This window comes from Halomonas sp. JB37 (genome assembly GCF_002332255.1).
GTDB lineage: Bacteria > Pseudomonadota > Gammaproteobacteria > Pseudomonadales > Halomonadaceae > Vreelandella > Vreelandella casei.
Genome location: NZ_NRGW01000001.1, coordinates 3280263 through 3305182 on the forward strand (window position 1 = coordinate 3280263; position 24920 = coordinate 3305182).

Genomic DNA, 24920 nt, shown 5'->3' on the forward strand with positions numbered 1-24920 from the left:
AACCTCGGATAGCCACCCTCTTTGGCTCCGCACTAACTTTTGTTGAGGCTTTCATGACTACTCGTACACGCTCTTGTACACCCTCTCGCACCTTGCCTCTGATTCCGCTGGGCGCTGGCGTAGCTGGAATATTAGGAGCCACCTTTGCCACGCCGCTACTGGCAGCCCCCGCTCAGCCTAACTCTCTTAATCCGCTCTGGTCCTTTGCTAACGTCTCCGTTAACTACTTGGACTGGTCGAACGGCACCGAAGCCCGCACGGCCTCTAACGCGGCAAAAAGCGACTTTATGTTTCTCGAAATCGAAGGCGGCGCTGGCTTTAGCTGGGGCGAATTTTACGGTTTTTTTGATTTCGAGAACCCTACCAACGACCAGTTTGATGAGTCCAGCGGTGGTAAAGACAACTTTCGCACTGCGGGCAAGCTCACGTCGCACATTTATTTAGGCGACAGCCCGCTGTCAATTTACGCCCACCTTTACGACTTTCGCGACTATGGTTTTGAAAGCCGTGAGCAGGACCAGGTGCTGGGCTTAGGCTACCTCACTACGTTTGATAACGGCCTATGGTTTAAACCGTTTATTGGCGCTGCTCGCGTGCAAAGCGATGGTTACACCGGCATGAACGGCTACATGGCAGGCTGGGTGGCGGGTTATGATTTCACTGCACTCAATCAGAACTTCAGCGTGACCAACTGGCACGAGCAAACGTTTGGCCGTGATGACGAGTATCTGGAGCAGAACTATGTGGGCGCTTCCGCAGGCAGCGTAGGCACCAACGGCGCCTTAAGCCTCTGGTGGCACCCGAGTGACTTGATCACCACCGGCATTCAGTATCGCTACTCAGAAAATAAGTTGGGCACTCCCAACGATTATCAAAATGCGATGATTTACTCCGTCAAGCTCAACTTACTATAAGCATTTGCAACCAGTAAGCTTTTGTAACCCGCGCGCCTAACCCTCGCGTACTTGAAGGATCCCCCTATGACACTCCTTATGAGCTTGGTAGGCATGGTCACGCTGGTGGCCATTGCTCTGATCTTTTCTTACGACCGTAAATCTATCCGCCTGCGCACCGTATTGGGCGCGTTCGCTATTCAAGCCGGCATTGGTGCCTTTGTACTGTATGTACCCTTCGGCCAGGCGGTGCTACAAGCTATATCGAGCGGCGTTAGCCAAATATTGGTCTATGCCAACGACGGTATTGGCTTTCTGTTTGGTGGCTTAGCCGACGTTGATAACGTCGGCTTTGTGTTTGCCATTAAAGTGCTGCCGGTGATTATCTTCTTCTCATCACTGATTGCCGTGCTGTACTACATCGGCATTATGCAGTGGGTCATCCGCATCTTGGGTGGCGCGCTACAAAAAGCGCTTGGCACCTCACGCACCGAATCCCTTTCCGCCACCGCGAATATTTTTGTTGGCCAAACGGAAGCGCCGCTTGTGGTACGCCCGTTTATCGCCCGCATGACGCCTTCACAGCTGTTTGCAGTGATGTGTGGCGGCCTAGCCTCGGTGGCTGGCTCAGTACTGGCGGGTTACGCCGCGCTGGGCATTCCTATGGAGTACTTGGTAGCAGCATCGTTCATGGCCGCCCCGGGCGGGCTGCTGTTTGCCAAGCTGATCATGCCGGAAACGCAAGACGTAACGGATAGCGACAGCGTCTCCAAAGTGGAAGAAGAAATTGAGGCTCAGGAAGACAAGCCTGCCAACGTGTTAGACGCCGCCGCCTCCGGCGCCACCTCTGGCCTTATGCTGGCCGCTAACGTGGGTGCTATGCTGTTAGCCTTTATCGCGCTAATTGCCTTAATTAACGGCATCCTTGGTGGCATTGGCGGCTGGGTTGGCTTTGAATCACTTAGCCTAGAAATGATCTTAGGCTGGCTGTTCGCGCCGCTGGCTTTTTTGCTCGGCGTGCCTTGGGAAGAAGCGACGTTGGCAGGTTCATTCATCGGCCAAAAGCTGGTGGTCAATGAGTTTGTCGCCTACATCAACTTAGCGCCGTACATTGATGGGGAACAGGTCGTTGCGGCCACGGGCCAACTAATGACGCCGCACACCATGGCGATTCTCTCCTTTGCGCTATGTGGCTTTGCCAACCTATCCTCCATTGCGATTCTGCTGGGCGGCTTGGGCAGCATTGCACCCACCCGTCGCAAAGAAATTGCTCGCTTTGGTGTCAAAGCCGTTTTGGCCGGTACGCTTTCCAACTTAATGTCGGCCACTATTGCCGGCTTCTTTATTGCGCTGAGTAGTGCCGCAAGCTAACAGCAGCAAGCACGACACCCTTTAACGGACGCTGTTGTTTTAGATCGCAGTGTCCGTTTTTTCTTTTACCAATTTGCGAGAATTCTATGACCGCGACTGCCTCCCCACAAATCGCTCAAGCCGCCCGCCAAGCGCTGACGATGATGGATTTGACAAGCCTGAATGACAATGACACCGACAGCACGATCGAATCGCTGTGCCAGCAGGTGAAAACGCCTTTCGGACACCCGGCCGCGGTATGCGTTTATCCGCAGTTTATTGTCACTGCGCAGCGCGCGCTCACTGCCCACACGCTCAATGATCAGGTCAAGATTGCCACTGTTACCAACTTTCCCCATGGCGGTGACGACATCATGGGTGCTGCTCGTGAAACCCGCGATGCCGTTGCCTCAGGTGCGCATGAAGTGGATGTAGTATTTCCCTACCGCGCGCTAATGGCAGGCGACGAAGAAACAGGACTTGAACTGGTTGAGATGTGCAAAGCCGCCTGTGCTGGCCAGGCGCTACTCAAAGTGATTATTGAGTCTGGCGAACTCAAAGAGCCTGCGTTGATCAAACGCGCCAGTGAAATTGCCATTGAAGGTGGCGCCGACTTTATTAAAACGTCGACCGGCAAAGTGGCCGTCAACGCCACGTTAGAAGCCGCTGAAATTATGCTCAACGCGATTAAAGCCAGCGGTAAAGACGTTGGATTCAAAGCGGCGGGTGGCGTTAAAACCGCTGAAGATGCGGCCGAATATTTGGCTCTCGCCAGCGATATCATGGGGGCCGCCTGGGTGACGCCGGCGCACTTTCGCTTCGGCGCCTCTAGCCTGTTAGGCAACTTATTAGACACATTGACCGGCAACACCAACGCCGCCCCCATTGACGGAGGTTATTAATGTCAGCCAACGCAACCAAACATGCCCTACTTCCTCAAGAGCTGATTCGCCTTAAGCGTGACGGCCAACCGCTGCCTGCTGAAGAGATTAAAGGTTTCGTGCAGGGCATTGCCGATGACCGCATTAGCGATGCCCAAATTGGCGCCTTCACCATGGCCGTGTTTCTCAACGGTATGAGCCGTGAAGAAGTGGTCGCACTGACTACCGCCACCCGCGACTCCGGCCATGTGATGCAGTGGAGCGACCTAAACCTGCCCGGCCCGATTGTTGATAAGCACTCCACCGGCGGCGTAGGCGATTTAGTCTCGCTAGTACTCGGCCCGTGGGTCGCTGCTTGCGGTGCCTTTGTGCCGATGATTTCTGGGCGTGGCCTGGGTCATACCGGCGGCACGCTGGATAAGCTTGAATCAATCCCCGGCTACGACCCTTACCCTGCGCCAGAACGCTTTCGCGAGGTGGTGAAATCCACCGGCGTGGCTATTATCGGCCAAACGGGCGACTTGGCCCCCGCGGACAAACGTATTTACGGCGTGCGTGATGTGACCGCTACAGTGGAATCTATTCCGCTGATTACCGCCTCTATCCTGGGTAAAAAGCTGGCGTCAGGGCTGGATGCGCTAGTCATGGATGTCAAAGTCGGCAGTGGCGCTTTTATGCCCACGCCGGAAAAATCCCGCGAGCTTGCCAAAAGTATCGCGAACGTAGCAACGCAGGCGGGCACCCCCACCACGGCCCTGCTTACCGACATGAGCCAGCCGCTGGCGCCCTGTGCCGGTAACGCTGTCGAGATTGTTGAAACACTGGCGCTGCTGCGCGGCGACCGCGCGGGTAGCCGCGTGATGCAGGTAACGCGTGAGTTGGCGGTGGAAATGCTGATTGCTGGCAAACTCGCAGGTTCCCGTGAAGATGCGCTTAAACAGCTTGAAAAAGCGCTAACCTCCGGCGCTGCCGCCGAAGTATTTGCCCGTATGGTGCGCGAGCTTGGCGGCCCCAGCGACTTTATGGAACGCTCTGATCACTACCTGGCCAAGGCCGAGGTGATTAAACCGGTATACGCCGAGCAAGCAGGCATCGTACAGCGTATTGATACCCGCGCCGTGGGCATGAGCGTGGTGGAACTGGGTGGTGGTCGCCTGCGTAACGACGCAAGCGTTGACCACAGCGTAGGCTTCACAGAGATCGTAGAAACTGGCGATAGCGTGGATAGTCAGCGCCCCATCGCCATGGTTCACGCCCGCGATAACGCCGCCGCAGAGCGTGCCGCAGAGCAACTGCGTGCAGCGTTTACGATTGGCGAGAGTACGGCCAGCGCCGATACCCTGCTGCAAGACACGTTTCGTGGAGAAGCCTCATGAGCCGCGCGATTGTAATCGTCCTTGATTCTTTTGGAATTGGCGCTGCCCCGGATGCCGCCACCTTTGGCGATGTAGGGGCTGACACTCTCGGCCACATAGCCGCCGCCTGCGCCCGTGGCGAAGCCGATAACGCCCACCGGGCAGGGCCACTCAAGCTGCCCAACATGGCCAAGCTTGGCCTGTTTCATGCCCACCGCGATGCCACCGGCAGCGTGGCCGAAGGCGTAACGCTACCGGAAAGCCTGGAAGGCGCTTACGCCCACGCTAAGGAAATTTCCAGCGGTAAAGACACCCCTTCCGGCCACTGGGAAATCGCCGGCGTGCCGGTGCGCTTTGACTGGGGCTACTTTCTCGATAAAACCGACAGCTTCCCCCTTGAGCTGCTCGACGCTATTGTCCAGGAAGCCGATTTGACCGGCGTGATTGGCAATTGCCACGCCTCGGGCACCGAGATCATCGCTCGCTTGGGTGAAGAACATATCGCGACGGACAAACCGATCGTTTATACCTCCGCTGATTCGGTGTTTCAGATCGCCGCTCACGAAGAACATTTTGGCCTGGAACGGCTGTATAAGCTCTGCGAGACCGTGCGCAAACTGCTTGAGCCCTACAACATTGGCCGCGTCATCGCCCGCCCGTTTGTGGGCGAAGACAGCAACACCTTCGCCCGCACTGGCAATCGCCGCGACTACAGCGTTGAGCCGCCGGCCCCCACGGTGCTGCAAAAGCTCGCCGATGCCGGCGGCGAAGTGGTGTCTATTGGTAAAATCGCCGACATTTACGCTCACTGCGGCATTACCCACAAAGTAAAAGCCAGCGGCCACGATGCGCTGATGGATGCCACGCTCAGCGAGATCAAGCGCACGAGTCAGAGTGACGTCGGTGAGCGCGCCATGATCATGGCCAACTTTGTCGATTTTGACTCGGTGTACGGCCATCGCCGCGACGTGCCCGGCTACGCCGCGGCGCTTGAAGACTTTGATGCCAAGCTGCCCACCCTGCTGGCGGCACTCAGTGACGACGACCTGCTGATTCTAACTGCCGATCACGGCTGCGACCCCAGCTGGCATGGCACCGAGCACACTCGCGAGTACATCCCCATTTTGGTACACGGCCCCGGTTTCACCCCCGGCCCGCTGGGCGAGCGCGACACCTTTGCAGACATTGGCCAAACCCTGGCCGACTTTTTCCTGCTACCGGCCATGGCCGATGGCGAAAGCTTTCTTCCTAACGCTAGCTAGCGCCTAGCGCCGCTTAAAGGAGACTTTTATGGCAACCCCACACATTAACGCCGCCCCCGGTGACTTCGCCGATACTGTATTAATGCCCGGCGATCCGCTGCGCGCCAAATACATCGCCGACACCTATCTAGAAGACGTTCGCCAGGTTAATGATGTTCGCAACATGTTTGGCTACACCGGTACTTATAAAGGCCGCAAAATTTCTGTGATGGGCCACGGCATGGGCATTCCGTCGGTCTCCATTTATGCCAAAGAGCTGATCACCGACTACGGTGTGAAATCGCTGATTCGCGTGGGCTCTTGCGGCGCGGTTCGTGACGATGTTAACGTGCGCGATGTGGTCATTGGCATGGGCGCCAGCACCGACTCTAAGGTCAACCGCATGCGCTTTAACGACCACGATTTTGCAGCGATTGCGGACTTTGACCTGACGCTGCACGCGGTGGCCGCAGCAAAGGCTCAGAACGTTCCGGTAAAAGTCGGCAATATATTCTCAGCTGACCTGTTCTACAACCCTCAGACCGAGATGGCCGAAATGCTGAAGCGCTACGGTATTGTCGGTGTTGAGATGGAAGCTGCTGGCCTGTACGGCGTCGCCGCCGAGTTCGGCGCTCGCGCCATGACGATATGCACCGTGTCGGATCATATTTTGAAGGGTGAATCGCTCTCCAGCGCCGACCGTCAATCGACCTTCGACGATATGATGCTGATTGCGCTAGACACCGTGCTGCGCGACGACGCAGCGCGCGCTTAGGAGACAGTGCTCATGAGTCAACGTTCTGATGAGTTAATTACAGCAGAGATCGTTTCAGAAGAAATCGTTCAACAGCTGCTAAGTGCGCAAGCCAATGCCTATGCACCCTACTCGAACCACCCGGTAGCTTCAGTGATGGTGACGTCGGATGGCCAGCAGTTTGCGGGCACCAACGTGGAAGTAGCGCACTATAAAGGCCTGTGTGCCGAAGCATCGGCTATCTCTGCGATGGTCACTGCAGGGCAGCGCCAGCTCGCGACCGTGTACGTGATGGGACCAGGCGATCATCTTTGCACGCCTTGCGGCGATTGCCGCCAGCGTATTCGCGAGTTCGCAACGCCAGCAACGCAAATCAAGGTACTTTCCGCTCGCGGCGAGCTGATGAAAACCTACACCATGGAAACCCTACTGCCCGACGCCTTCGGCCCCGAGCAGTTGCCACCGCGTTAATCCCACCTGCACGGCATTAAGAACCAGCCCCTTCGCGGGCTGGTTTTGTGCGTTTATTGCTCGTACCCTTAGTGATGACGACTTATCGATGATGAAGTGTGCCGCTTAGAGCACATTCCCCTTGGAGAACGCCATGGCTGGTTTACTGCCCAACGTCGATCCCGACGGCTTGCTTGAGTACTCAGTGGTCTACACAGACCGCTCGCTAAATCATATGTCGCAGCAGTTTCAAGGCGTGATGCGCGACATTTCTGCCACGCTGAAAGAAGTCTACAGCGCTCACTCAGTGGCCATTGTGCCCGGTAGCGGAACCTTTGGCATGGAGGCGGTAGCGCGTCAGTTTGCGCTCGATCAGAAAACCCTGGTCATCCGCAACGGCTGGTTTAGCTATCGCTGGACGCAAATTATTGAGATGGGTTGCTTAACTGATCAGCACACGGTGCTTAAAGCGCGGCGACTTAATGCAGATGATGCGACTGCGCCTTTTCAGCCGGTGCCCATTGATGAAGCCGTAGCGCAGATTCTTAGTGAAAAACCTGCTGTCGTATTCGCCCCGCAGGTGGAAACCTCGGCTGGCTTGTTGCTGCCGGACGACTATATCCAGGCGCTTGCAGAGGCCACTCACGAAGTGGGCGGTTTGTTTGTGTTAGACGCCATCGCCGCTGGCACGCTATGGGTAAATATGCAGACGCTCGGCATTGACGTGGTGGTAAGCGCCCCGCAGAAAGGCTGGAGCGGCTCACCCTGCTGCGCGATGGTGATGCTCTCAGAGCGCGCCACACAGCGATTAAGTGAGACGCAGAGCAACAGCTTTGCCTGCGACTTAGCGAAGTGGCACAGCATCATGCAGGCCTATGAAAACGGCGGCCACGCTTATCACGCCACCATGCCGACCGATGCCTTGCGACAGCTGCGTGGCATCATGCAGGAGACCCGCGATTATGGCTTTGCCAAGGTAAAAGAGGAGCAGCAAGCGATTGGGCATGACGTCCGCGCCATGCTGAAACGCCACGGCTTTGTTAGCGTTGCCGCTGAAGGCTTTGAGGCACCGGGCGTCGTGGTCTGCTATAACAACGATAGCGGCTTAGTGGGCAAACTGGCCCAGGCGGGCATCCAAGTAGCCGGCGGCGTGCCGCTGATGTGTGATGAAGGCGACAATTTTCAGACCTTCCGCATTGGCCTGTTTGGGCTTGATAAACTCCATCACACCCAGCGTAGCGTCGATAGCTTAGAGCAAGCAATTAAATCAGTGGCCTAATACGACAATGCCCGCCATTAAAGACGGCGGGCATGTTCTACGGCCAGTGATATCTTGGCGAAATGTGCTACGAATAGCCAAAGCCGCGCGGCATCATGCCCAGGTGATTGTCGACCCGAGTCACCCCTGCAATGTTTTCTGCTGCAACAGCTGCTGCTTGCTTCTGCTCTAGCGACTCAACTAGCCCCCAAAGCTCTACCGCACCGCCGTTGACAATCACGCTAATGTTTCCCGTCTGCACACCGGCGTTATGCTCAACTTCTTTTAAAATAGCGTCTCGAATGTGTCGATCATCGGTCGGTGATTGGGTCGGTGCCACTGCCGCATTAGCAACCCCTTGTAGCAAGTTGGCACGACTGACAATGCCTATCAGCTTATCGTCGCGCACGACGGGTACGCGTTTAATGTGATTTTTTTCTAGCAATCGAGCAATATCGTGAAGGGGTGTGTTCTCTTCCACCGTGATCGGATTCGGGGTCATCACCTCATGCGCTTTACGGCCATGCTGCTTAACGTAGTCGCCGGGATCTTTGCCCCCGCTGACCAGCGATAACCACCAGGATTGAGGACCGTCATCGTCATTTTTCAGTTGGCGCATCAAATCGCCTTCGCTGACAATTCCGATCACCCGTTGCTCGGCGTCAATAACAGGAACGGCGCTAATGCGGTTATTGATCAGTAGCTGGGCAATGTCACGCACCTCGGCATCGGGGCTCACACTGATGACTTTTGGCGTCATAATATCAATAGCTTGCATGGCTTTTCTCCTTGCGACAGCTCTAAGATGAACCTTAAAGGCTGCGCCGCAAACGCAGGTTAACCTACCCATTATTTGAGCCTAGTTCGCTCCTCGCGATTTAGCCATGCATTCGCTGTGGTTCACGCTGTTAGTTGCTGCCCTTCATGACCTCGTTCTTGATGACCTCGTTCTTGATGACCTCGTTCTTAATGACAGTATTCTCTTCGACTTTTTCAACATCAACAATCCCTGAGCGACTGACCACAACCTTCCAGCGGGCAAGATAGGGCGAGTCTTCGCTGCCGGTTTCTCGAACGACGAGGTTAAATAAATGGCGACGCTCAACGCTTTCACGAACCGCTTGGCCATCTTTCAGGCGGTATATGTGGTGCTTTCCCTTATTCATTAATCGAGTAAGCATTGATATATCGAGATTCAGCGTTTCACGGGTATGTTCGTAGCCGCTTAAAAAACGAGTGGGCGACATACGCGAACTTGAACGATAGTGCAGCACCATTTCTTCACGCTGGGCGACCGTGCGGCGGCGCATCTGCTGAATGTCGTCGCTTAACGAGGCGAAGCGTTTGTAATCAAACCACTCTAGCTGGCGGCCTACCAAGGCATTACGAGTAGGGTCGAGATACTGACGGCGCCACTTAGGCCGTCCTTTGCGCAGCAGCCGCCAGAGGGTGTTGCGCAAATCGTCTTTGAACACTTCCCGCATGGCGTAAAGAAGCGCCATGGCCAGCACAAACAGCGCCGTAATATCGCCTACCACCTCACGCACGCGTAATACACCCAACGTTACGCATGCCATCACCACGGCCGTCGCCAGCGCCTTAACCGCTTTTTGCTCACCGCCACCCAGCTCTAACGCCTGCTGTTTAAGCGTGATGGGATGCTCGATTAGGCGGCGCAGCAGGCGCATTTTATTCGACATTCGAGTGGGATCAGCCATCACTCGCTCAGCGTTATACTCCTGCTCGCGACGATACTCATCCTCACGATGGCATACGCTAATAAAGCGCCGACGGCTTTCGGTAAACTCACCGCCACGAGGCATGTGCGCTACCAACGCCAACAGCTGCTGCTCAGTAAACCAAGAGAGATAATTATCAATATTAGCAAAGTACTTATATAAGCTTTCATCGCTGGGCTGATTGCGCCGCAGCCGCTTAAGTATGCCATCGCTTAAATCGATCATTTCATTCAGCTGGTCGCGTAAAGCGTTGGCGCTTTCGTGCACCTCACTGTTCTCTTCTCGCTCCTCTTGGCGGGCATGGCGCAGCTTATTGGCACTGACCAACATCATCTGAGTGGTGCGCTCCATCGCCACCACGTACTGATAAGCATATAAACTCAAACTCAGCCGGTAAGAGTCACTGCCCAAACGGTTTCGGCTGGCGAGACGGCTATGCACCAGCGGCAGCAGATATTCGTCACTATAGTAGGTGCGCGACACATTAATTGCCGAGTGGTAAAACGCTTCCTCGGAGATGAGCTGGGTACTTAATCCCAGCTCGCCAGGTATGAAAAGATAAACATCGAGGTTATGCGATGTCTCTTCCTTAAGCCGCCGAGTAAGGCGCAGCTGAAAGCTATTTTTACGCTCAACGTTGATCACTTGCGCTCCCCCCCGACGTCAATGCTCACTACGATAATATTGAGAAGCTAAAGCCACATCTCCAGGATCCTCTGCATTTGGCGAACGGGCGCCACTGCACCTTTGCATAACAGATACCCGCTATCGCCGTGGTTACTCATCGCCGTGTTCGCCACTGGCGCTGGTATAGGTATTGCTCTGGGGCTCGCCTTGAGCCTGGGGTTTGTGACGATGTGACGCCGCTCGCTCAGACGTCTTATCGTTTGCCCGCTCCCGTTCATCTATTTGCGTTTCTGCCGTAGTAGGCAGCGGTGCGGGCTGGGGCGGCGCGGGCTTTTTACGCGAGCTATCTGTGTCCTCTTCGCCGCTGGGCTCGATGGCAAAGTCAGTACCGGTTTCATCCTGACGACGGTCTTCAGAGCGCGCTTCCATACTGACGCTAAGACGCGGGATGCCCAGGTCAATCGCCTGAGATTCCATGCGCTGTTTTAGCAGCAGGTTAAATGCCCGGGAAACATCCCACTGCATTTCTGGCGCCGTACGAAAACGCATACGCAGAATAGGACAGCCATCTTCGAAGCCCTGAACCCCCTGCATCTCAAGCGGCGACCAGATGTAATGGCGCATCATCGGATCTTTACGCAGCTCTTGGGCGGTCTCCTGCATCAGCGTAATCGCATCGTCGATCTTCATATCGTAGGGAATTCGGATACGCATTAATGCGATACCGAACTGGCGCGACATATTGTGAATCGATTCGATACGGCTAAAGGTGATGATATGCACGACACCGTCTAGATCGCGTAAACGCACGGTGCGCAGCGTTAGCCCTTCGACCGTTCCCATATGATTATTGATCTTAACGAAGTCATCTACCGCTAGCGAATCTTCGATCAAGATAAAAATACCGGTAATCAAATCCTGAACGAGGGTTTGGGCACCAAAACCAATGGCCAAACCGATCACACCCGCACCGGCCAGTAGCGGCGTCACATTGACGCCTAAGTTGGCCAATCCAGAAATTACCGCAATAATTAAAATGATGACAAAAATGACGTTGCGAATCATCGGCGTGATGGTTTGCGCCCGCGCCTGATTAACGCGCCGCCCGCGCGAACGCGCAGAGGAGGTAAGCGCGCGCTGAATTGCCGTGTCAGCCAGAATCCATACCAGCCACGCAAGCAGTACGGTGGCACCCAGGCTGACCAGCGCTTGACCAATTCGGGCGCTGGCAACGGCTTGCTGGCCAAGACCAAACAATGACCCACCCCACACCTGCATGGAAAGTTCGGCAAACACCATCCACGAACAGATATGCGCCAACACAAAACCAAACCGCTCTAGGCGCTTACGGTACTGGCTGTAGCGATGGCGATGACGGCGTTTCCCCATCCGTTCCGACTGGCGTCGCAGTAGCCCCGTAATGACTAATGTGAGCACCAGCAGGCTGGCTGAAATAATCGAACGAGCCAGCGCGGTACCCACATCGCCAACGGTAATAAAAATAGCCAGCAGAGAACCGCTCACCAGCAGCAGCGCGGGAATATGCCACAGGCCGCCCAGCGAGCGAATCATTTCAACGGCCGTACTGGCATCGCGGCGCTGTTTAAACGGACGATTGCAAATCAGATGGCGCACGGGACGTTTAAATTTAAAAATAAACCGCACGGATAGTAGCGCCGCCAGCATATTGGCAAGCACCGATACCAGGCTCGACAGCTCACTCCCAAGCAGCTCTACCAAGCGTGTAGAGTTAACCGCGTCACCGAGAGCAATCAATGCCCCAATCACAAACAGGCCACGCAGGGCCTGCTGCTGGAGAAGCTGAACAGCGGTAAAACGATGACCGCGGCTGAAAAATGCCACCACCGTTTCAAACACCACCGACAGCGCTCGACCGCACAGGCAAATATACGCCACGACTAATACCATCGTTCGCCCTGGACTATCAGGCAGCACCTGACCAATCCCTAGCGTGATGGCAAAGGCTAGCGCCCAGGGCAGCATGCGCCGGAAAAAATGTATCGCCAGTAGCCTGCCTTTCGGGTCACGAGGTAGATCCAACGGCCAATGGCGGCGAGTTGCCAGCATCCGCCCAAAAGCTATCATCACCACCAGAAGCCCTGTCCAGACAAGCGCCAGCACCGCGCCCTCAGCCACGGCTCGAATGATCTCACCCTGATCAGCATCATCGTTAAGCGCGCGTAAATCGTCAGCGCCCTGCGACAATTGGCGCGACCACTCATCAAGGGGAGAATTGCCGGCTTGAGCTTGATCACCAAGATCGCTGAGCGTATCTGCAAGCGCGCCAAGCAGGCCTTGCCGCAAAATACTGTCTTCCTCATTGGCAGCATCCGTGGTGATCTGCAGCTCGCGCAGCGACGCCAACAGTTGGGTCCGCTGCTCCTCGTTTTCGAGCATGCCGATAACATCGTTTAACGAGCTCTGAAACTCGCTCCCGCTAACGTCGGCTTTTTCCTCATCAGCGCCGCCGCCCAAACTTGGCAGGGACACCATCTGCGCCTGAGCCTGCATGGCAGTCACGCTGATCAGCACAAAGAAGACGATGCTTATTATCGTGTGGGTTAACCGGTGCTGTCGCACGCTTTACTCCTGAAAATTAGTCTGAATAGCGTCCTGCTGACCTTCTTCATGCGCATTGAGTACGCGCAGCCTCGACGCGTGTCTATGATAGGCTGAGCACCTAAACGTTCACCTCAAGGATGCTGAGATGACGCTACAAGCTCCGCCCAACCGCTTAAACAGCCATGGAAAAAACCGGCATGTTGGCGTCGAAATTGAATTTGCTGGCCTACCGCCCAGCGACACAGCGCTGATCGTACGCGATCTATTTGGCGGGGAGCTTAACGTGGTAAGCCCTCACCGGCTACTAGTAGAGGCTACTCGCTGGGGCCAATTTGGTATCGAGCTAGACACTCAGTACGCTCACCCTGACCAATCCTTGTTTGAAGACCCTAGCGCTCTCGACAACGAGTGGACGCGCCACCGGCAGCAACGCCGCATTGAGTTTCACCAGAAAACCCGTGAGCTGATTGGCGACATGGTCACGGGCCTAGTACCGACAGAGATCGTTGTGCCACCCGTGCCCTGGAATGAACTCGAAGCGCTAGACACGCTATTTGAAACTCTGCGCAAGCACGGTGCGAAAGGCACCGATGCAAGCCTAATGTATGGGTTCGGGCTGCATCTTAATCCGGAAGTGGCGCATTTTGACGTCGGCTACCTGCTCGCCATGCTGCGGGCCTATATGCTACTTGCCAGCTGGTTGCGCGACGACATCAAAATCGACATTACCCGGGAAATACTGCCTCACGCCAACCCTTTCCCTAAAGAATACGTGCTGAAAGTGCTCGATAGCCACTATTCACCCGATCTTGACACGCTGATCAATGACTATCTGCACTACAACCCTACGCGTAATCGCGAATTGGATATGCTGCCACTATTCGCCTATTTACGCCCAGCGCATCCGCATGCATTGCTGCATGCCAAGCTCACTAAATCGCGCCCTACCTTTCATTACCGGCTGCCTAATGCACAGCTTTCACAGCCCGGCTGGGGCTCGGTCGTTGAATGGAACCGCTGGGTCGAGGTAGAAAAACTCGCCGCCAATGCCGAGGTACTGCTGGCACGGTGCGCCGAATATATCGCCGATCAAAACCGGCCGCTGCTAACGCGTGTAAAAGCAAAGCTGGCCCGAGGATCAAAAAAACTGGGCCACTGGCTTCGCCGTAAACGTTAGAGCGCACCTTCTTTAATTTAAAAAATAGCGAGTAACTATCGGCATGTCTCGACCGCTTATCGGAATCACAACGTCTGATCAAAAAAGCCAGCTAGCCTGGTGGTTTGATTGGTTTGCCGTCTGGCGCCATGGTGGTAAGCCGCTGCGCCTATCGCCCGCGCGCGCTTTACCGAAGAGCCTGGATGGCTTGATCATTGGCGGCGGCGACGACATACAGGCCTACCTCTACGGCGCAGAGGTACAGCTGGATGTGCGCCTTGACCCCGCGCGCGATGAGCTAGAGCTTATGCTACTGGAACGTTTTATTCCGTTACAAACGCCGGTACTAGGCATCTGCAGGGGGGCGCAATTAATCAACGTGCATCTTGGCGGCACGCTTGATCCTGACATCTACACCACCCATGAAGGCTTAAAGCGGCGCCGTACCGTGCTACCCCGCAAAACCGTCGACATTGTCGGCGCAAGCAAGCTACACCGCTTGCTGGGAGTAACGTGGTGCCGCGTCAATAGCCTGCATCATCAAGCCGTTTACCAAGCTGGACGGGGCATTGATATCGTCGCTCGCGACCGCGATGGCCTAGTGCAAGGCATCGAGTCTCGTGAGCATGACTTTTTGATTGGCGTGCAATGGCACCCCGAATGGCTGATTTTCAACCGCCCCCAGCAGCGCTTAATTCGCGCACTGGTGGCGGCATCAAAGCGCCATTCTAGCCGGTGCGGAAAACAGTGCGAGTAGCGTTACTACTTGAGAACCGCTAGCGCAGCGCTGTAGTCAGGCTCGTTTTTCAACTCACTCACCAGCTCGCTGTGTAGCACCCGGTTATCGGCATCCAGCACAACTACCGCTCGGGCGCACAGCCCTTCCATCGGACTATTGCGCAGTGCAACGCCCCAGGCCTCAAGAAATTCGCCGTGGCGGAAAGTAGACAGTGTTTCGACGTTATCTAATCCTTCAGCACCGCAAAAGCGCTTCGCCGCAAAAGGTAAGTCGGCAGACACAACCAACACCACGGTGTCAGCAAGATTAGAGGCCAGCTCATTAAAGCGGCGTGTGGACATTGCGCAGGTGGGGGTGTCTACGCTGGGAATAATGTTGAGCACTTTACGCTTGCCGGCGTAAGTCTCGAGCGTGACATCCTGCATGTCAGTATTGGTAAGCGTCATCACAGGTGCCACTTGGCCTTCAGCGGGCAGCGTGCCAGCGACATCCATAGGTTCGCCTGCGCGGGTAATCTGTTGCATTGCCTACTCCTTGGGTTATTCAGCTAAATAGGGTGAGAATGTCTCGGGCCTCACTGACAAACCCACTAGAAAGCATTGATGATAAGCGCTATCGTCACGCCTTTGCAGACTTGCCGTTAGCGTATTTGTTCAACGCTGCCGGTTTATCTTACTGAGGTTTTGGCATGGCCTGTGTACTAATTGTTAAAACTGGCGACGCTTTTCCAGAAGTGATCGACCAACACGGTGACTTTGAAACGCTGTTTGAAAAACAGCTCAGCACCGCCCTGCCAGAGCATTTGACGCTGCGGGTTTGGGACGCACGGGCCAACACACCCGCGCCCTCGGTGGGTACGCTGGCCGCCATCGTTATTACCGGCTCGCACAGCATGGTGAGTGACGCCGAGCCCTGGAGTGAAGCACTCAAGCCATGGCTTGAAGAAGCGCTCGCCAACGATACGCCCATGCTCGGCGTTTGCTATGGCCATCAGCTGATGGCTGCCGCGTTTGGTGGCGTGAGTGACTATCATCCGGCTGGCCGAGAGTCCGGCACGCGCACCGTGCGGCTCACCCAGGCAGGTCAAATCGACCCCTTGTTTCGCCAGCTTCCGGAACGCTTTGCGGCGCACCTTACTCACGCGCAGTCGGTTATACAGGCGCCACCTGGATCTACCGTGCTAGCCCATAACCACCACGATGCTCACCAGGCGCTACGCTACGGCCCACGCCAGTGGAGCGTGCAGTTTCACCCTGAATTCACCGCCCCCGTGATGCGCGCCTATCTTGAACGCCAGCGCGAGGCGCTGCGCGACCAGGGCGAAGAACCCGAAGTACTACTAGCGAACGTGGTTGACTGCCAGGCATCTTCAAGCCTTCTCCAGCGGTTTTTAACCTTCGTATAACTCCGCAGCACGACTCACGACTGACGCTCATCGCGCCGGGAAGCTAAACGATCCGCCAGGCGCGTTGGCTCCGGTAGCTTAGTGCGGCCTAAGCAGCGCATTACCCAGGCAAGCGAGGTTTCCAGCGTCACCCGGTGCCCTGGCGACACATAGACGGGCTTGACCTTGGCGCGGGAGCGCACGACGGCACCGATCGTCTCGGCTCCCGCGTAAAGCGGCACCCAGTCGCCGCGCTGCTCGCCCACCTCCGCATGCTTTCCACACAGGCGTGACTTGGCAATACCAATCGTGGGCAAATCAAGCCACAGCCCTAAATGCGCCGCCACGCCTAAGCGGCGGGGATGAGCAATTCCCTGGCCATCCACCATCACTAACTCAGGCTGCACGCTGAGCATTGCAAAGGCCCCTAGCGCCGCTGGAACCTCACGAAACGACAGCAAGCCAGGAATATACGGCATGCGCGTGGGCTCGCGATAAACCACTTGCTCAACCACGCTTAAATCTGGCGCAGTGGCCGGGTTCCATTTCAGCACGACCACCGCCGCGCGCGTCGTTTCGCCGCCGTCTTCAAAACCGATGTCAACTCCGGCAATGTGCGAAACCGGCGCTAGCCGATCTGACGTTTCTAGCCGCTCAGCCAGCTGTGACTGCAGCGCCCTCGCCTCACTTGGCACAAGGTTCCAATCATGAAGCGGTGCCAGCATGGCGTCCTCCTAACGTGGTAAAGAATAGCGTGATGCAGGACAGCGTAGTGAGAGAGATCGTGGTGTGAGATATCGTAGTGAGAAATAGCTAAAGCAGCAAAAAAAACGCCCCCGCACCAGGAAAGGTGCGGGGGCGTTATGAGCGTCTCAATTGCCGCTTAGCAGCCGCTGATTAAGCCTTACGTTAATTAAGACTCACGCTAATAAAGACTCACGCTAATAAAGACTTAGGCGCGTTCGCGACGACGAACCGGCGCATCACCTTCATCACGACGGCGGCGCGGTGCGCGCTCAGCCGGTGCGCTGTCTTCGCTGATTTCTAGCGGACGACCGGCTACACGAGCACGTGCCATCTTAGTAAGAATCGTTGCAGGCAGGCCGCTTGGCAGCTCAACCACAGAGAACGCGTTGCGAATATCGATACGGCCGATACGCGCGCCTTCAATGCCACCTTCGTTAGCCAAAGCGCCAACTAGCTGGCCCGGCTTAACGCCATCTTTATGACCAACGGAGACGCGGTAGCGCGTCATGCCTTCGGTCGGGGCGCTGTTGCTAGTACGCTCACGGCGAGCACCCGGCTTACCGGCAGGTGCGCCGTCACGCGTCGGACGCTCTTTGCGCGGCGCCTGAAGACGACCAATTGGCGCTTCATCAGCACGCGCCATAGCGGCAAACGCACAGGTCAGCTCGATCGGATCATGGCCTTCTTCAATAAGACGCTCAATCAAAGCACGCTGTTCTGCGGCGCCTTTGGTTAAAGAGGCGATAACGCGATGATGGAAGACGTCATCACGATGAGCGCGGATAGCCGACTCATCAGGCAGCGGCATTTCAGCCATTTTCTGACCGGTTGCCTGCTCCATCCAACCGACTTTGCGGCCTTCACGGAAGCCAGCAAAGGTAATCGCGATACCGCTACGACCAGCGCGACCGGTACGGCCGATACGGTGCGTATAGGCTTCCGCATCTTGGGGCAGGTCGTAGTTGATGACGTGAGTGATACGCGATACGTCTAGGCCACGAGCCGCAACGTCGGTAGCAATCAACACATCAACTTTGCCACGCTTCAAGCGAGTAATAGTACGCTCACGCAGGCTTTGATCAAGGTCGCCCGAAAGCCCAGCAGCGTTAACACCGCGTGCAGTCAGTTGCTCAACCAGGGTAGTACAGGCTGCACGAGTACGAACAAAGACGATGGCCCCATCGACCGGCTCGACTTCAAGAATACGTGACAGGGCTTCTAGCTTGGCGCCGCCATCAACGCGCACAATGCGCTGCTCGATGTTTTCGCCAGTCGTGGTGCCAGATTCAATCGCCACTTTCACGGGGTTAACCAGGTAGCGGTTAACGATGCGCTCTATTTCTGCCGGCAGCGTAGCCGAGAAGAACACGCGCTGTGCATCTTTAGGGGTATCGGCAACCACGCGTTTTACGTCGTCGATAAAGCCCATGCGCAGCATTTCGTCGGCTTCGTCCAGCACTAGCGCGGATAGGCCATCCAGTTTCAGGCTGCCGCGATCCAGGTGATCGATAATACGACCCGGTGTACCCACAACGACTTGTGCGCCACGCTTAAGAGCGCCTAGCTGCTCACGATACTCTTGGCCGCCACACAGGGTAGCCACTTCGAGGCCTTTCAGGTTTTGGCCGTACTTACTAAACGAGGCAGCTACTTGCTGAGCCAACTCGCGGGTCGGTGCCATGACCAGCACCTGTGGCTCGCGACGCTGGAGTTCCAGGCGCGATAATAGGGGTAAAGCAAACGCAGCCGTTTTACCCGTACCTGTCTGAGCTTGGCCCAGCATGTCGCGGCCTTCAAGCAGCGCAGGAATGGTTTGTGCCTGAATCGGCGAGGGTACTAAATAGCCCTGTGATTCAACAGCAGACAGAACGGCAGGCAATAGAGCCAGATCACCGAAGCTCGGCGAGGCGACAGAAGTCGAGGTCATTAATCACACCTTGGTAGGCCGGTAAGTACCGGCAAAAAACATCATAAGCGTCTCTGACTCTGTCATCGCGCAACGACCTTAACAAAATAGTCGTTGTCGAAAACAGGCACCGCCGTAGCGGTCGTAGCCATCAATGGAGTCGGAGACGCCGGTCGCACCTAGCATCCGGTTAGCAAACACCGCGTTTGCGGGCCAACCGTTGTGGCGACCTTCTGCGCCGATTTCACCCGTGTGGTGAAATACTGGAGGCGCGCCATCTACACAGCAATGAACATCAAGCAATTGGCTAAATGTTCCCGCAAGCGATACTGCTAAGTAGCTAAGCAGGTAAACGCTTATCGTCGTGATGGAGGGGTCAACACATGCGAGGAGCGCGCATCCTAACACCGCATTTTGCTCCTGACCAGCACTTTTAACTTGCACCACATTGAATCAACCACTTGCACTTGTGTACATTTCGTCTAACATATTAAGTGTTCAGTCAAGTTCAAGACTATCAAGGAGTGAGGCGATGAACTGGGATCAGATTGAAGGCAAATGGACAGAAATGAAGGGCAAGGCTCGTTCAAGCTGGGGCGACCTTACCGACGATGAGCTTGATCAGATTGGTGGCAAGAAAGATCAGCTGGTCGGCAAGCTTCAGCAAAAATATGGCCTAGCGAGAGAAGACGCAGAACGTAGAGCCGATGAGTGGGCTGAGAAGCAATAGTCACCCGAACAAACCTGCCAGCACCTAAGAGCAGTACGTTAAGACAGTCAAATTTTTGCAACACCATTTAGAATACTAATAAGCACAGCAGCTTATTATTTATCGTAGCCACATGGAGAGATGCTATGCGTAAAACTATCCTGACAACCGTTATCGGTACCGCCCTACTGGGAAGCGTTGCTATGAGCGCCCACGCGTCAAGTGAGCCACAGGGCATGTATTCTGCCGACAATATTCTTGATGCAGAGGTTTATTTTGCCGGCGGTTCCGGTGAAGAAATCGGCGACGTTGAAGACATTCTGTTTGACGAAGAAATGCGCATCACCGCACTGGTCATTGAAAGCGGTTCCGTACTCGGGCTAGGTGGTCGTGAAATCGTCGTCGATACCGACTACTTCACTCTTGAAACCGATATGGAAAACGATGGTGATACGGAACACCGCGTCATGATCAGCGCCAGCCAGGAAGAAGTAGAAGCATTTCCTGCCTACAACCATGACTGGTGGGAGCAGACCAAAGCTAGCGCCCGCGATGCTTGGGAAACTACCCAGGAAGGTGCACAAAGCGCTTGGCAGAGCACTCGTGAAGCAGTCAATCCTGACGAGTAATCACACCAGCACGGTTTTTCATTGAATTTGAGCAAGCAAAATACGCCTTGAGCCTCCAGTAAAAACCGTAGTGATAGCAGCTCGTTAACACTAGCTCGTTAAAAGGGCCGTCCCACTTCATTGGGGCGGCCCTTTTCTATTACTGCGCCCGTCGTCACATTACCAAGCTATTTGTGCCTGACGCCCTGCCCTGGCAAACGCTCTCGATCATGGGGCTGCTGAAAATCGAGCAGCGGGCCAGCGGGGACAATACGGGTTGGATTAATCTTATCGTGGCTGTAATAGTAGTGGCGCTTGATATGATCCATATTGACCGTCTCGGCCACGCCCGGCCATTGATAGATTTCCCGCACATAGTTGGCAAGGTTGGGATAATCTGCGATGCGCTTAACATTGCACTTGAAGTGGCCGTAATAGACTGCATCAAAACGCACCAGGGTGGTAAAAAGGCGAATGTCAGCCTCTGTTAACCACTCCCCCGCCAAATAACGCTGCGTGCTTAAGCGTGCCTCCATCCGTTCCAGCGCTTCAAATAACGCTTTCACGTGCTTTTCATAAACGTTCTGCTCGGTGGCAAAGCCTGATTTATAAACCCCATTATTGATGTGGTCGTACACATCGGCGTTAACTTCATCTATAACGCTACGCAGGTCCAGTGGATAAAAATCTAAATCGTTGCCCGTTAGCTCATCAAAGGCATGATTAAACATGCGCAGCAAATCCGCAGACTCATTATTGATGATAGCGCTGCGCTGCTTATCCCACAGCACAGGAACGGTGACTCGGCCAGTGTAGTGCGGGTCGGTCATCGTATAGAGCTGGCGGTGAAAGTCGACGCCATTGATTGGGTCGCCGCTGGCCCCTTCATCCTGACGATAAGTCCAGCCATCCTTAAGCATCAGCGGGCTAACATGCGACGTGCCAATAAGTGGCTTCAACCCTTTTAGCGTGCGCATAATTAAAGCGCGGTGCGCCCAGGGACACGCCAGGGACACATATAAATGATAGCGATCTTTAGCTGCTGGATAGCAGCGACCATCCGTTTCCGGCTGGTCGCCCACCCAGTCGCGCAGCTGGGCTGATTCGCGCACGAATTCCCCGTTATTCTTTTTGGTGTCGTACCACTGGTCGTGCCACTCGCCATTGACTAATAGTCCCATGGGGCGCCTCCTGAAAGTGTCTTCAGGTAATGGACACATTACCTTGCATCTATTCAGCATACGCCCGCATCAGGGATGCTCAAGCGGATGTTTTAGGGCTTTTCATTCGACTGAGTCGAATCCTGCACGGCGCACTCACTGATCACCGCTTGCTTTAACGCAGTGGCCATCGCATGGGCAGCAGGCCCGGCACGATCTCGGTCACGGAAAATGAGCTGAACCGGCACCTCGCGCACTCCACCTGCGGGCAGCGGCAGCGGCTTCAACTGACCGCTGCGCAACTCGTCAGCGATACGCGTTTCAGGCATCCACGCAAAACCCAAACCACGCCGGAGCATATCCAGCGACGTATTTAGGTGGGTGACCGTCCAGCGCTGCTCGGCTTTCAACCAGCCAGCGTTCGTCGATTGGCGCAGCGCTGAGTCGCGCACTACAAGTTGGCGATACTGAGCTAGATCGCGCAAGTCAAGCAAACGGCCTAGCTGATGAAGCGCATGCTGGGGATGTGCCACTGCGATAAAGCGCACGGTTACCAGTGGTTCACCCAAAAAACCCTGGGCATCAATGCCCGAGACCACAAGATCAGCCCGGCCATCGTAGAGCATTTCTACGCCGCCATTGAGCACGCTTTCGTGCAACTGAACACGCACTTGAGGGTAGGTTTCAGAAAAGCGCTCTAGCGCTTTGGCTTGGGCATCGGCGGGAAACACCTGGTCGATAGCGACGACGATCTCCGCCTCTAAACCAGCAGCGAGGCGAATGGCAACATCCTCAAGCGAGGCCGCGCTTTCAATCAATTGACGTGCGCGCCGAAGAAGCAGCTCACCGGCTTCGGTTAAGCGCACTTGGCGACCAATGGGCTCTAACACTTGAACCCCTAACTGCTCTTCTAACTTATGGACGGCATGATTCAACGTGGAAGGGCTCTTGTGCACGGCTTCTGCCGCACGCGCGAACCCACCATGATCAACCACGGCAGCCAACATTTGCCATTGTGAAAGCGTTACCCGGGACATTTCGATTTCCTCGACGCAAAATAGCGAAACACTGCGTTTAATATTCGAAAAATATGACTAGAATGCCAGTAAACGCTCCGCAGTTCTGCAACCTATATAAAAGGCTGGCTAATCATGGCCACCGTTTGGCACCCGGCCATCTTTTAAACACTCATACTTGCCCGCATAAACCCGCCTTGTAGTGCTGGCTGGCGCTAACGCGGTCATCCTTTTACTGACCTATCGGCACTAGACTAAAGGATGAATACTATACATTTGTTGTATTAATACTTTTAAAAAAAATATTTTCGTATATGATCGGATAACGCTATTTAATTAGCTTTTCTCAGTTACATTTATTTGCAAACAGCGTTCACTAATAGACTTTTCGTGCACATTGTTTGCATTTTTATATTTAAGTACGTTTTATGTATAGGCATACAGTCTATGCACCTCCCTCTGCATGGGGTATGGTTCCGGGTATATATATTTTTTTGTCATCTTTTAATCACGAACTCGGCGGTCCATTTACCCATGTTGCGAATCCTCCATTCGCTGCCTCGCACGCACAAATTATTACTGTTACCCGTGGCTACTATGGTCACAGTGCTAGGCACACAGAAGTTAGTCACTACTTATCATGATCTAAACCAGTCATATACACCGTTAGAAAGCGTGCTAGTGCCGCTGCCTAGCGATTCGGCACCGGGCGTTCCTTCATTAAGTCAAGAACGCACCCCGGTGGCTGAAGCGATCGATCGTGCCTCACGCGCCCTCGACGCCACCCGCGGAAACATCCCTCTCAGCGATCTAGCGGTTACTGAGGTCGTTGATCTTGACGTCATTTCCAAGGCCGAAGCTGATATAGCTAGTCAGCCGACGCTGGGCAGTAATCTAGCCGCCGTTAGCACCATTACACCCAACACAGTAGCGCTGGGTGTATCTTCGCTTGATAGCGGTGCCCTGCACATGGCAGTGGTCGTTGGCACGTTAACGAGCGGCATGTTGGACGTAGATAGCGCATCTTCAATGGAAATTGCCGATGCCACCTCGTATGAAGACTATGGCATTGAGCTATTCGATGACGTTTCGTTTCTGAATTTAGAACTAGCGGCAGAAGAGCCGTTTGTGCCCGTATGGAAAACGCATATTGTTGAATCCGGCGAAACATTCGCCGTGCTGGCGCAAGATCAGCTAGGCCTTGGCTATAGTGAAGTGCTCACCCTGCTTGAAGACTTACCCGATCAGCGCTTGTTAACCAACTGGCGCGCCGGGCATAGCTTTGATTACCAGTTGGATGAAGACGGCCGTTTACTGTCGCTACGCATGATGAAAAACACCCGCGAAGGTGTCATGTTAGAGCGTGATGCCGACCAGTACGCGATTACCGCTATTGAGCGTCAGGGTGAACCTGTTCAACGCCTTTATGCGGGTAGCGTCAGCGGCAGTTTTGCACGTTCGGCCCAGGCCACCGGCTTAAATAGCGGCTCAGTGACTGAATTAACCAAGATACTTGAGAAAAAACTCGATTTCCGACGTGATAGCCGTCGTGGTGACCGTTTCCAAGTACTGGTTGAGTCAGACATGATTGATGGCGAAACCCTGGAATCTCGCGTATTAGCCGTTAAGTATGACGGCGAACGCATGGATTTGACCGTGGTACGCAATCTGAACGACAACAACTTCTATACGCCCGAAGGTGGAAGTCTGGATCCTGCGTTCGCGCGCCATCCCTTTGATGGCAGCTACCGCTTAAGCTCTAACTTCAACCCCAACAGAAAGCATCCCATCACGGGGCGAGTCAGCCCACATAACGGCACCGATTTTGCTATGCCCATTGGCACCGCGGTTCTCGCCCCCGCGAACGGTCGCGTTGAGCGCGTTAGCAACCACCCTGCTGCCGGGCGATATATTGTAGTTCGACACGACAACGGATACCGCACGCGCTACCTACACCTTTCTAGCCAGCTGGTTAACCAGGGCGACCGCGTGACCATGGGTGAGCGTATCGCGCTTTCCGGCAATACAGGCCGCAGCACCGGCCCGCACCTGCATTATGAAGTCATCGTTAATAATGCACCGGTAGACGCCCTGACCGTTAGTCTTCCCGAGAACAGCAGCTTAAGCGGCGATACACTGGTCGCCTTCCAGAGCCAGGCAGAGCCAATGCTGGCCACGTTGGAAAGCGGCGAAACCGGCCCGGTTAGCGTTGCGAACTACCAGCAAAACGATGATTAATGTTTATATTGACTAACAAGGCCTAGATGAACAGCAAGGGCCTTGCTAGCCACTAACTTACTAACGCTGACAATACAAAACACCGCCCAATTGAGGCGGTGTTTTGTATTGTACTGGATACCCAGA

Annotated in this window: 23 protein-coding genes; 14 read left to right on the top strand and 9 right to left on the bottom strand. The window is 55.0% G+C overall.

Annotated elements, in window-relative coordinates:
- Nucleotides 1-53: 53 nt before the first annotated feature.
- From CIK78_RS15300 to CIK78_RS15335, 8 genes are all read left to right on the top strand, one after another.
- Complete coding sequence (locus CIK78_RS15300; RefSeq protein WP_096281685.1) at nt 54-914, top strand: outer membrane protein OmpK; 861 nt, start codon at nt 54-56, stop codon at nt 912-914.
- A gap of 66 nt (nt 915-980) precedes the next feature.
- On the top strand, nt 981-2264 hold the full coding sequence (locus CIK78_RS15305; protein WP_096281687.1) for a NupC/NupG family nucleoside CNT transporter: 1284 nt from the start codon (nt 981-983) through the stop codon (nt 2262-2264).
- An 86-nt stretch (nt 2265-2350) separates the two neighbouring features.
- Complete coding sequence (gene deoC, locus CIK78_RS15310) at nt 2351-3145, top strand: deoxyribose-phosphate aldolase (RefSeq protein ID WP_096281689.1); 795 nt, start codon at nt 2351-2353, stop codon at nt 3143-3145.
- On the top strand, nt 3145-4500 hold the full coding sequence (gene deoA / locus CIK78_RS15315; protein WP_096281692.1) for a thymidine phosphorylase: 1356 nt from the start codon (nt 3145-3147) through the stop codon (nt 4498-4500). Before deoC ends, deoA begins: the two co-directional genes overlap by 1 nt.
- The gene (locus CIK78_RS15320; RefSeq protein WP_096281694.1) at nt 4497-5741 is read left to right on the top strand and encodes a phosphopentomutase; all 1245 of its coding nucleotides are present in this window, start codon (nt 4497-4499) and stop codon (nt 5739-5741) included. Before deoA ends, CIK78_RS15320 begins: the two co-directional genes overlap by 4 nt.
- A 28-nt stretch (nt 5742-5769) precedes the next feature.
- Nucleotides 5770-6495 carry a purine-nucleoside phosphorylase gene (gene deoD / locus CIK78_RS15325; RefSeq protein ID WP_096281696.1) on the top strand — a complete coding sequence of 242 codons (726 nt, stop codon included), beginning with the start codon at nt 5770-5772 and terminating at the stop codon, nt 6493-6495.
- 12 nt (nt 6496-6507) lie between these two features.
- Nucleotides 6508-6945, top strand: coding sequence for a cytidine deaminase (gene cdd / locus CIK78_RS15330; protein ID WP_096281698.1), 438 nt, complete (start codon nt 6508-6510; stop codon nt 6943-6945).
- Nucleotides 6946-7078: 133 nt separating this feature from the next.
- Nucleotides 7079-8203: an aminotransferase class V-fold PLP-dependent enzyme gene (locus CIK78_RS15335; protein ID WP_096281700.1), complete on the top strand. Its 1125-nt coding sequence runs from the start codon at nt 7079-7081 to the stop codon at nt 8201-8203.
- Between the two features lie 67 nt (nt 8204-8270).
- Here CIK78_RS15335 and CIK78_RS15340 read toward each other — a convergent pair whose 3' ends face one another.
- The 3 genes from CIK78_RS15340 to CIK78_RS15350 form a co-directional block, all read right to left on the bottom strand.
- On the bottom strand, nt 8271-8960 hold the full coding sequence (locus CIK78_RS15340; RefSeq protein WP_096281702.1) for a CBS domain-containing protein: 690 nt from the start codon (nt 8958-8960) through the stop codon (nt 8271-8273).
- 130 nt (nt 8961-9090) lie between these two features.
- Nucleotides 9091-10566, bottom strand: coding sequence for a hypothetical protein (locus tag CIK78_RS15345; protein ID WP_096281704.1), 1476 nt, complete (start codon nt 10564-10566; stop codon nt 9091-9093).
- Between the two features lie 132 nt (nt 10567-10698).
- On the bottom strand, nt 10699-13149 hold the full coding sequence (locus tag CIK78_RS15350) for a mechanosensitive ion channel domain-containing protein (protein ID WP_096281706.1): 2451 nt from the start codon (nt 13147-13149) through the stop codon (nt 10699-10701).
- 127 nt (nt 13150-13276) lie between these two features.
- Between CIK78_RS15350 and CIK78_RS15355 the strand changes: the two genes are divergently transcribed.
- Nucleotides 13277-14308 (top strand): amidoligase family protein, encoded by a 1032-nt coding sequence (locus CIK78_RS15355; protein ID WP_096281708.1) that lies wholly within the window; start codon nt 13277-13279, stop codon nt 14306-14308.
- Nucleotides 14309-14351: 43 nt separating this feature from the next.
- Entirely contained in the window at nt 14352-15044 is a 693-nt protein-coding gene (locus CIK78_RS15360; RefSeq protein WP_096281710.1) for a gamma-glutamyl-gamma-aminobutyrate hydrolase family protein, read from the top strand.
- Between the two features lie 5 nt (nt 15045-15049).
- Here the strand turns inward: CIK78_RS15360 and tpx are convergent, their stop codons facing one another.
- Nucleotides 15050-15550 carry a thiol peroxidase gene (gene tpx / locus CIK78_RS15365; RefSeq protein WP_096281713.1) on the bottom strand — a complete coding sequence of 167 codons (501 nt, stop codon included), beginning with the start codon at nt 15548-15550 and terminating at the stop codon, nt 15050-15052.
- Nucleotides 15551-15714: 164 nt separating this feature from the next.
- On the opposite strand from tpx, the gene CIK78_RS15370 reads away from it, so the two are divergent.
- Nucleotides 15715-16431: a glutamine amidotransferase gene (locus tag CIK78_RS15370; protein WP_096281715.1), complete on the top strand. Its 717-nt coding sequence runs from the start codon at nt 15715-15717 to the stop codon at nt 16429-16431.
- A 14-nt stretch (nt 16432-16445) separates the two neighbouring features.
- Here the strand turns inward: CIK78_RS15370 and nfi are convergent, their stop codons facing one another.
- The 3 genes from nfi to CIK78_RS15385 all read right to left on the bottom strand — a co-directional run bounded on the left by nfi (nt 16446) and on the right by CIK78_RS15385 (nt 19471).
- A complete protein-coding gene (gene nfi, locus CIK78_RS15375; RefSeq protein WP_096281717.1) occupies nt 16446-17135 on the bottom strand; it encodes a deoxyribonuclease V in 690 nt (229 codons plus the stop codon).
- Between the two features lie 227 nt (nt 17136-17362).
- Nucleotides 17363-19084 carry a DEAD/DEAH box helicase gene (locus CIK78_RS15380; protein WP_096281719.1) on the bottom strand — a complete coding sequence of 574 codons (1722 nt, stop codon included), beginning with the start codon at nt 19082-19084 and terminating at the stop codon, nt 17363-17365.
- Nucleotides 19085-19162: 78 nt separating this feature from the next.
- Nucleotides 19163-19471, bottom strand: coding sequence for a hypothetical protein (locus tag CIK78_RS15385; protein ID WP_225734324.1), 309 nt, complete (start codon nt 19469-19471; stop codon nt 19163-19165).
- A gap of 124 nt (nt 19472-19595) precedes the next feature.
- Here CIK78_RS15385 and CIK78_RS15390 point away from each other — a divergent pair, with 124 nt between their 5' ends.
- Together CIK78_RS15390 and CIK78_RS15395 are read left to right on the top strand one after the other, a co-directional pair.
- The gene (locus CIK78_RS15390) at nt 19596-19793 is read left to right on the top strand and encodes a CsbD family protein (RefSeq protein WP_096281721.1); all 198 of its coding nucleotides are present in this window, start codon (nt 19596-19598) and stop codon (nt 19791-19793) included.
- A gap of 125 nt (nt 19794-19918) precedes the next feature.
- A complete protein-coding gene (locus tag CIK78_RS15395; protein ID WP_096281723.1) occupies nt 19919-20401 on the top strand; it encodes a PRC-barrel domain-containing protein in 483 nt (160 codons plus the stop codon).
- Nucleotides 20402-20568: 167 nt separating this feature from the next.
- On the opposite strand, the gene CIK78_RS15400 is transcribed toward CIK78_RS15395, so the two are convergent.
- Both CIK78_RS15400 and CIK78_RS15405 read right to left on the bottom strand, forming a co-directional pair.
- Nucleotides 20569-21561, bottom strand: coding sequence for a glutathione S-transferase family protein (locus CIK78_RS15400; protein ID WP_096281725.1), 993 nt, complete (start codon nt 21559-21561; stop codon nt 20569-20571).
- A 92-nt stretch (nt 21562-21653) separates the two neighbouring features.
- On the bottom strand, nt 21654-22577 hold the full coding sequence (locus CIK78_RS15405) for a LysR family transcriptional regulator (RefSeq protein WP_096281727.1): 924 nt from the start codon (nt 22575-22577) through the stop codon (nt 21654-21656).
- Nucleotides 22578-23090: 513 nt separating this feature from the next.
- On the opposite strand from CIK78_RS15405, the gene CIK78_RS15410 reads away from it, so the two are divergent.
- Nucleotides 23091-24794: a peptidoglycan DD-metalloendopeptidase family protein gene (locus CIK78_RS15410; protein WP_096281729.1), complete on the top strand. Its 1704-nt coding sequence runs from the start codon at nt 23091-23093 to the stop codon at nt 24792-24794.
- Nucleotides 24795-24920 lie beyond the last annotated feature (126 nt).

What these genes read in the sequence shown, in the direction of transcription:
- CIK78_RS15300 (WP_096281685.1), top strand. Translation starts at nt 54, where the DNA reads ATGACTACTCGTACACGCTCTTGTACACCCTCTCGCACCTTGCCTCTG.
- CIK78_RS15305 (WP_096281687.1), top strand. Translation starts at nt 981, where the DNA reads ATGACACTCCTTATGAGCTTGGTAGGCATGGTCACGCTGGTGGCCATT.
- deoC (WP_096281689.1), top strand. Translation starts at nt 2,351, where the DNA reads ATGACCGCGACTGCCTCCCCACAAATCGCTCAAGCCGCCCGCCAAGCG.
- deoA (WP_096281692.1), top strand. Translation starts at nt 3,145, where the DNA reads ATGTCAGCCAACGCAACCAAACATGCCCTACTTCCTCAAGAGCTGATT.
- CIK78_RS15320 (WP_096281694.1), top strand. Translation starts at nt 4,497, where the DNA reads ATGAGCCGCGCGATTGTAATCGTCCTTGATTCTTTTGGAATTGGCGCT.
- deoD (WP_096281696.1), top strand. Translation starts at nt 5,770, where the DNA reads ATGGCAACCCCACACATTAACGCCGCCCCCGGTGACTTCGCCGATACT.
- cdd (WP_096281698.1), top strand. Translation starts at nt 6,508, where the DNA reads ATGAGTCAACGTTCTGATGAGTTAATTACAGCAGAGATCGTTTCAGAA.
- CIK78_RS15335 (WP_096281700.1), top strand. Translation starts at nt 7,079, where the DNA reads ATGGCTGGTTTACTGCCCAACGTCGATCCCGACGGCTTGCTTGAGTAC.
- CIK78_RS15340 (WP_096281702.1), bottom strand. Translation starts at nt 8,960, where the DNA reads ATGCAAGCTATTGATATTATGACGCCAAAAGTCATCAGTGTGAGCCCC.
- CIK78_RS15355 (WP_096281708.1), top strand. Translation starts at nt 13,277, where the DNA reads ATGACGCTACAAGCTCCGCCCAACCGCTTAAACAGCCATGGAAAAAAC.
- CIK78_RS15360 (WP_096281710.1), top strand. Translation starts at nt 14,352, where the DNA reads ATGTCTCGACCGCTTATCGGAATCACAACGTCTGATCAAAAAAGCCAG.
- tpx (WP_096281713.1), bottom strand. Translation starts at nt 15,550, where the DNA reads ATGCAACAGATTACCCGCGCAGGCGAACCTATGGATGTCGCTGGCACG.
- CIK78_RS15370 (WP_096281715.1), top strand. Translation starts at nt 15,715, where the DNA reads ATGGCCTGTGTACTAATTGTTAAAACTGGCGACGCTTTTCCAGAAGTG.
- nfi (WP_096281717.1), bottom strand. Translation starts at nt 17,135, where the DNA reads ATGCTGGCACCGCTTCATGATTGGAACCTTGTGCCAAGTGAGGCGAGG.
- CIK78_RS15380 (WP_096281719.1), bottom strand. Translation starts at nt 19,084, where the DNA reads ATGACCTCGACTTCTGTCGCCTCGCCGAGCTTCGGTGATCTGGCTCTA.
- CIK78_RS15390 (WP_096281721.1), top strand. Translation starts at nt 19,596, where the DNA reads ATGAACTGGGATCAGATTGAAGGCAAATGGACAGAAATGAAGGGCAAG.
- CIK78_RS15395 (WP_096281723.1), top strand. Translation starts at nt 19,919, where the DNA reads ATGCGTAAAACTATCCTGACAACCGTTATCGGTACCGCCCTACTGGGA.
- CIK78_RS15400 (WP_096281725.1), bottom strand. Translation starts at nt 21,561, where the DNA reads ATGGGACTATTAGTCAATGGCGAGTGGCACGACCAGTGGTACGACACC.
- CIK78_RS15405 (WP_096281727.1), bottom strand. Translation starts at nt 22,577, where the DNA reads ATGTCCCGGGTAACGCTTTCACAATGGCAAATGTTGGCTGCCGTGGTT.
- CIK78_RS15410 (WP_096281729.1), top strand. Translation starts at nt 23,091, where the DNA reads ATGTTGCGAATCCTCCATTCGCTGCCTCGCACGCACAAATTATTACTG.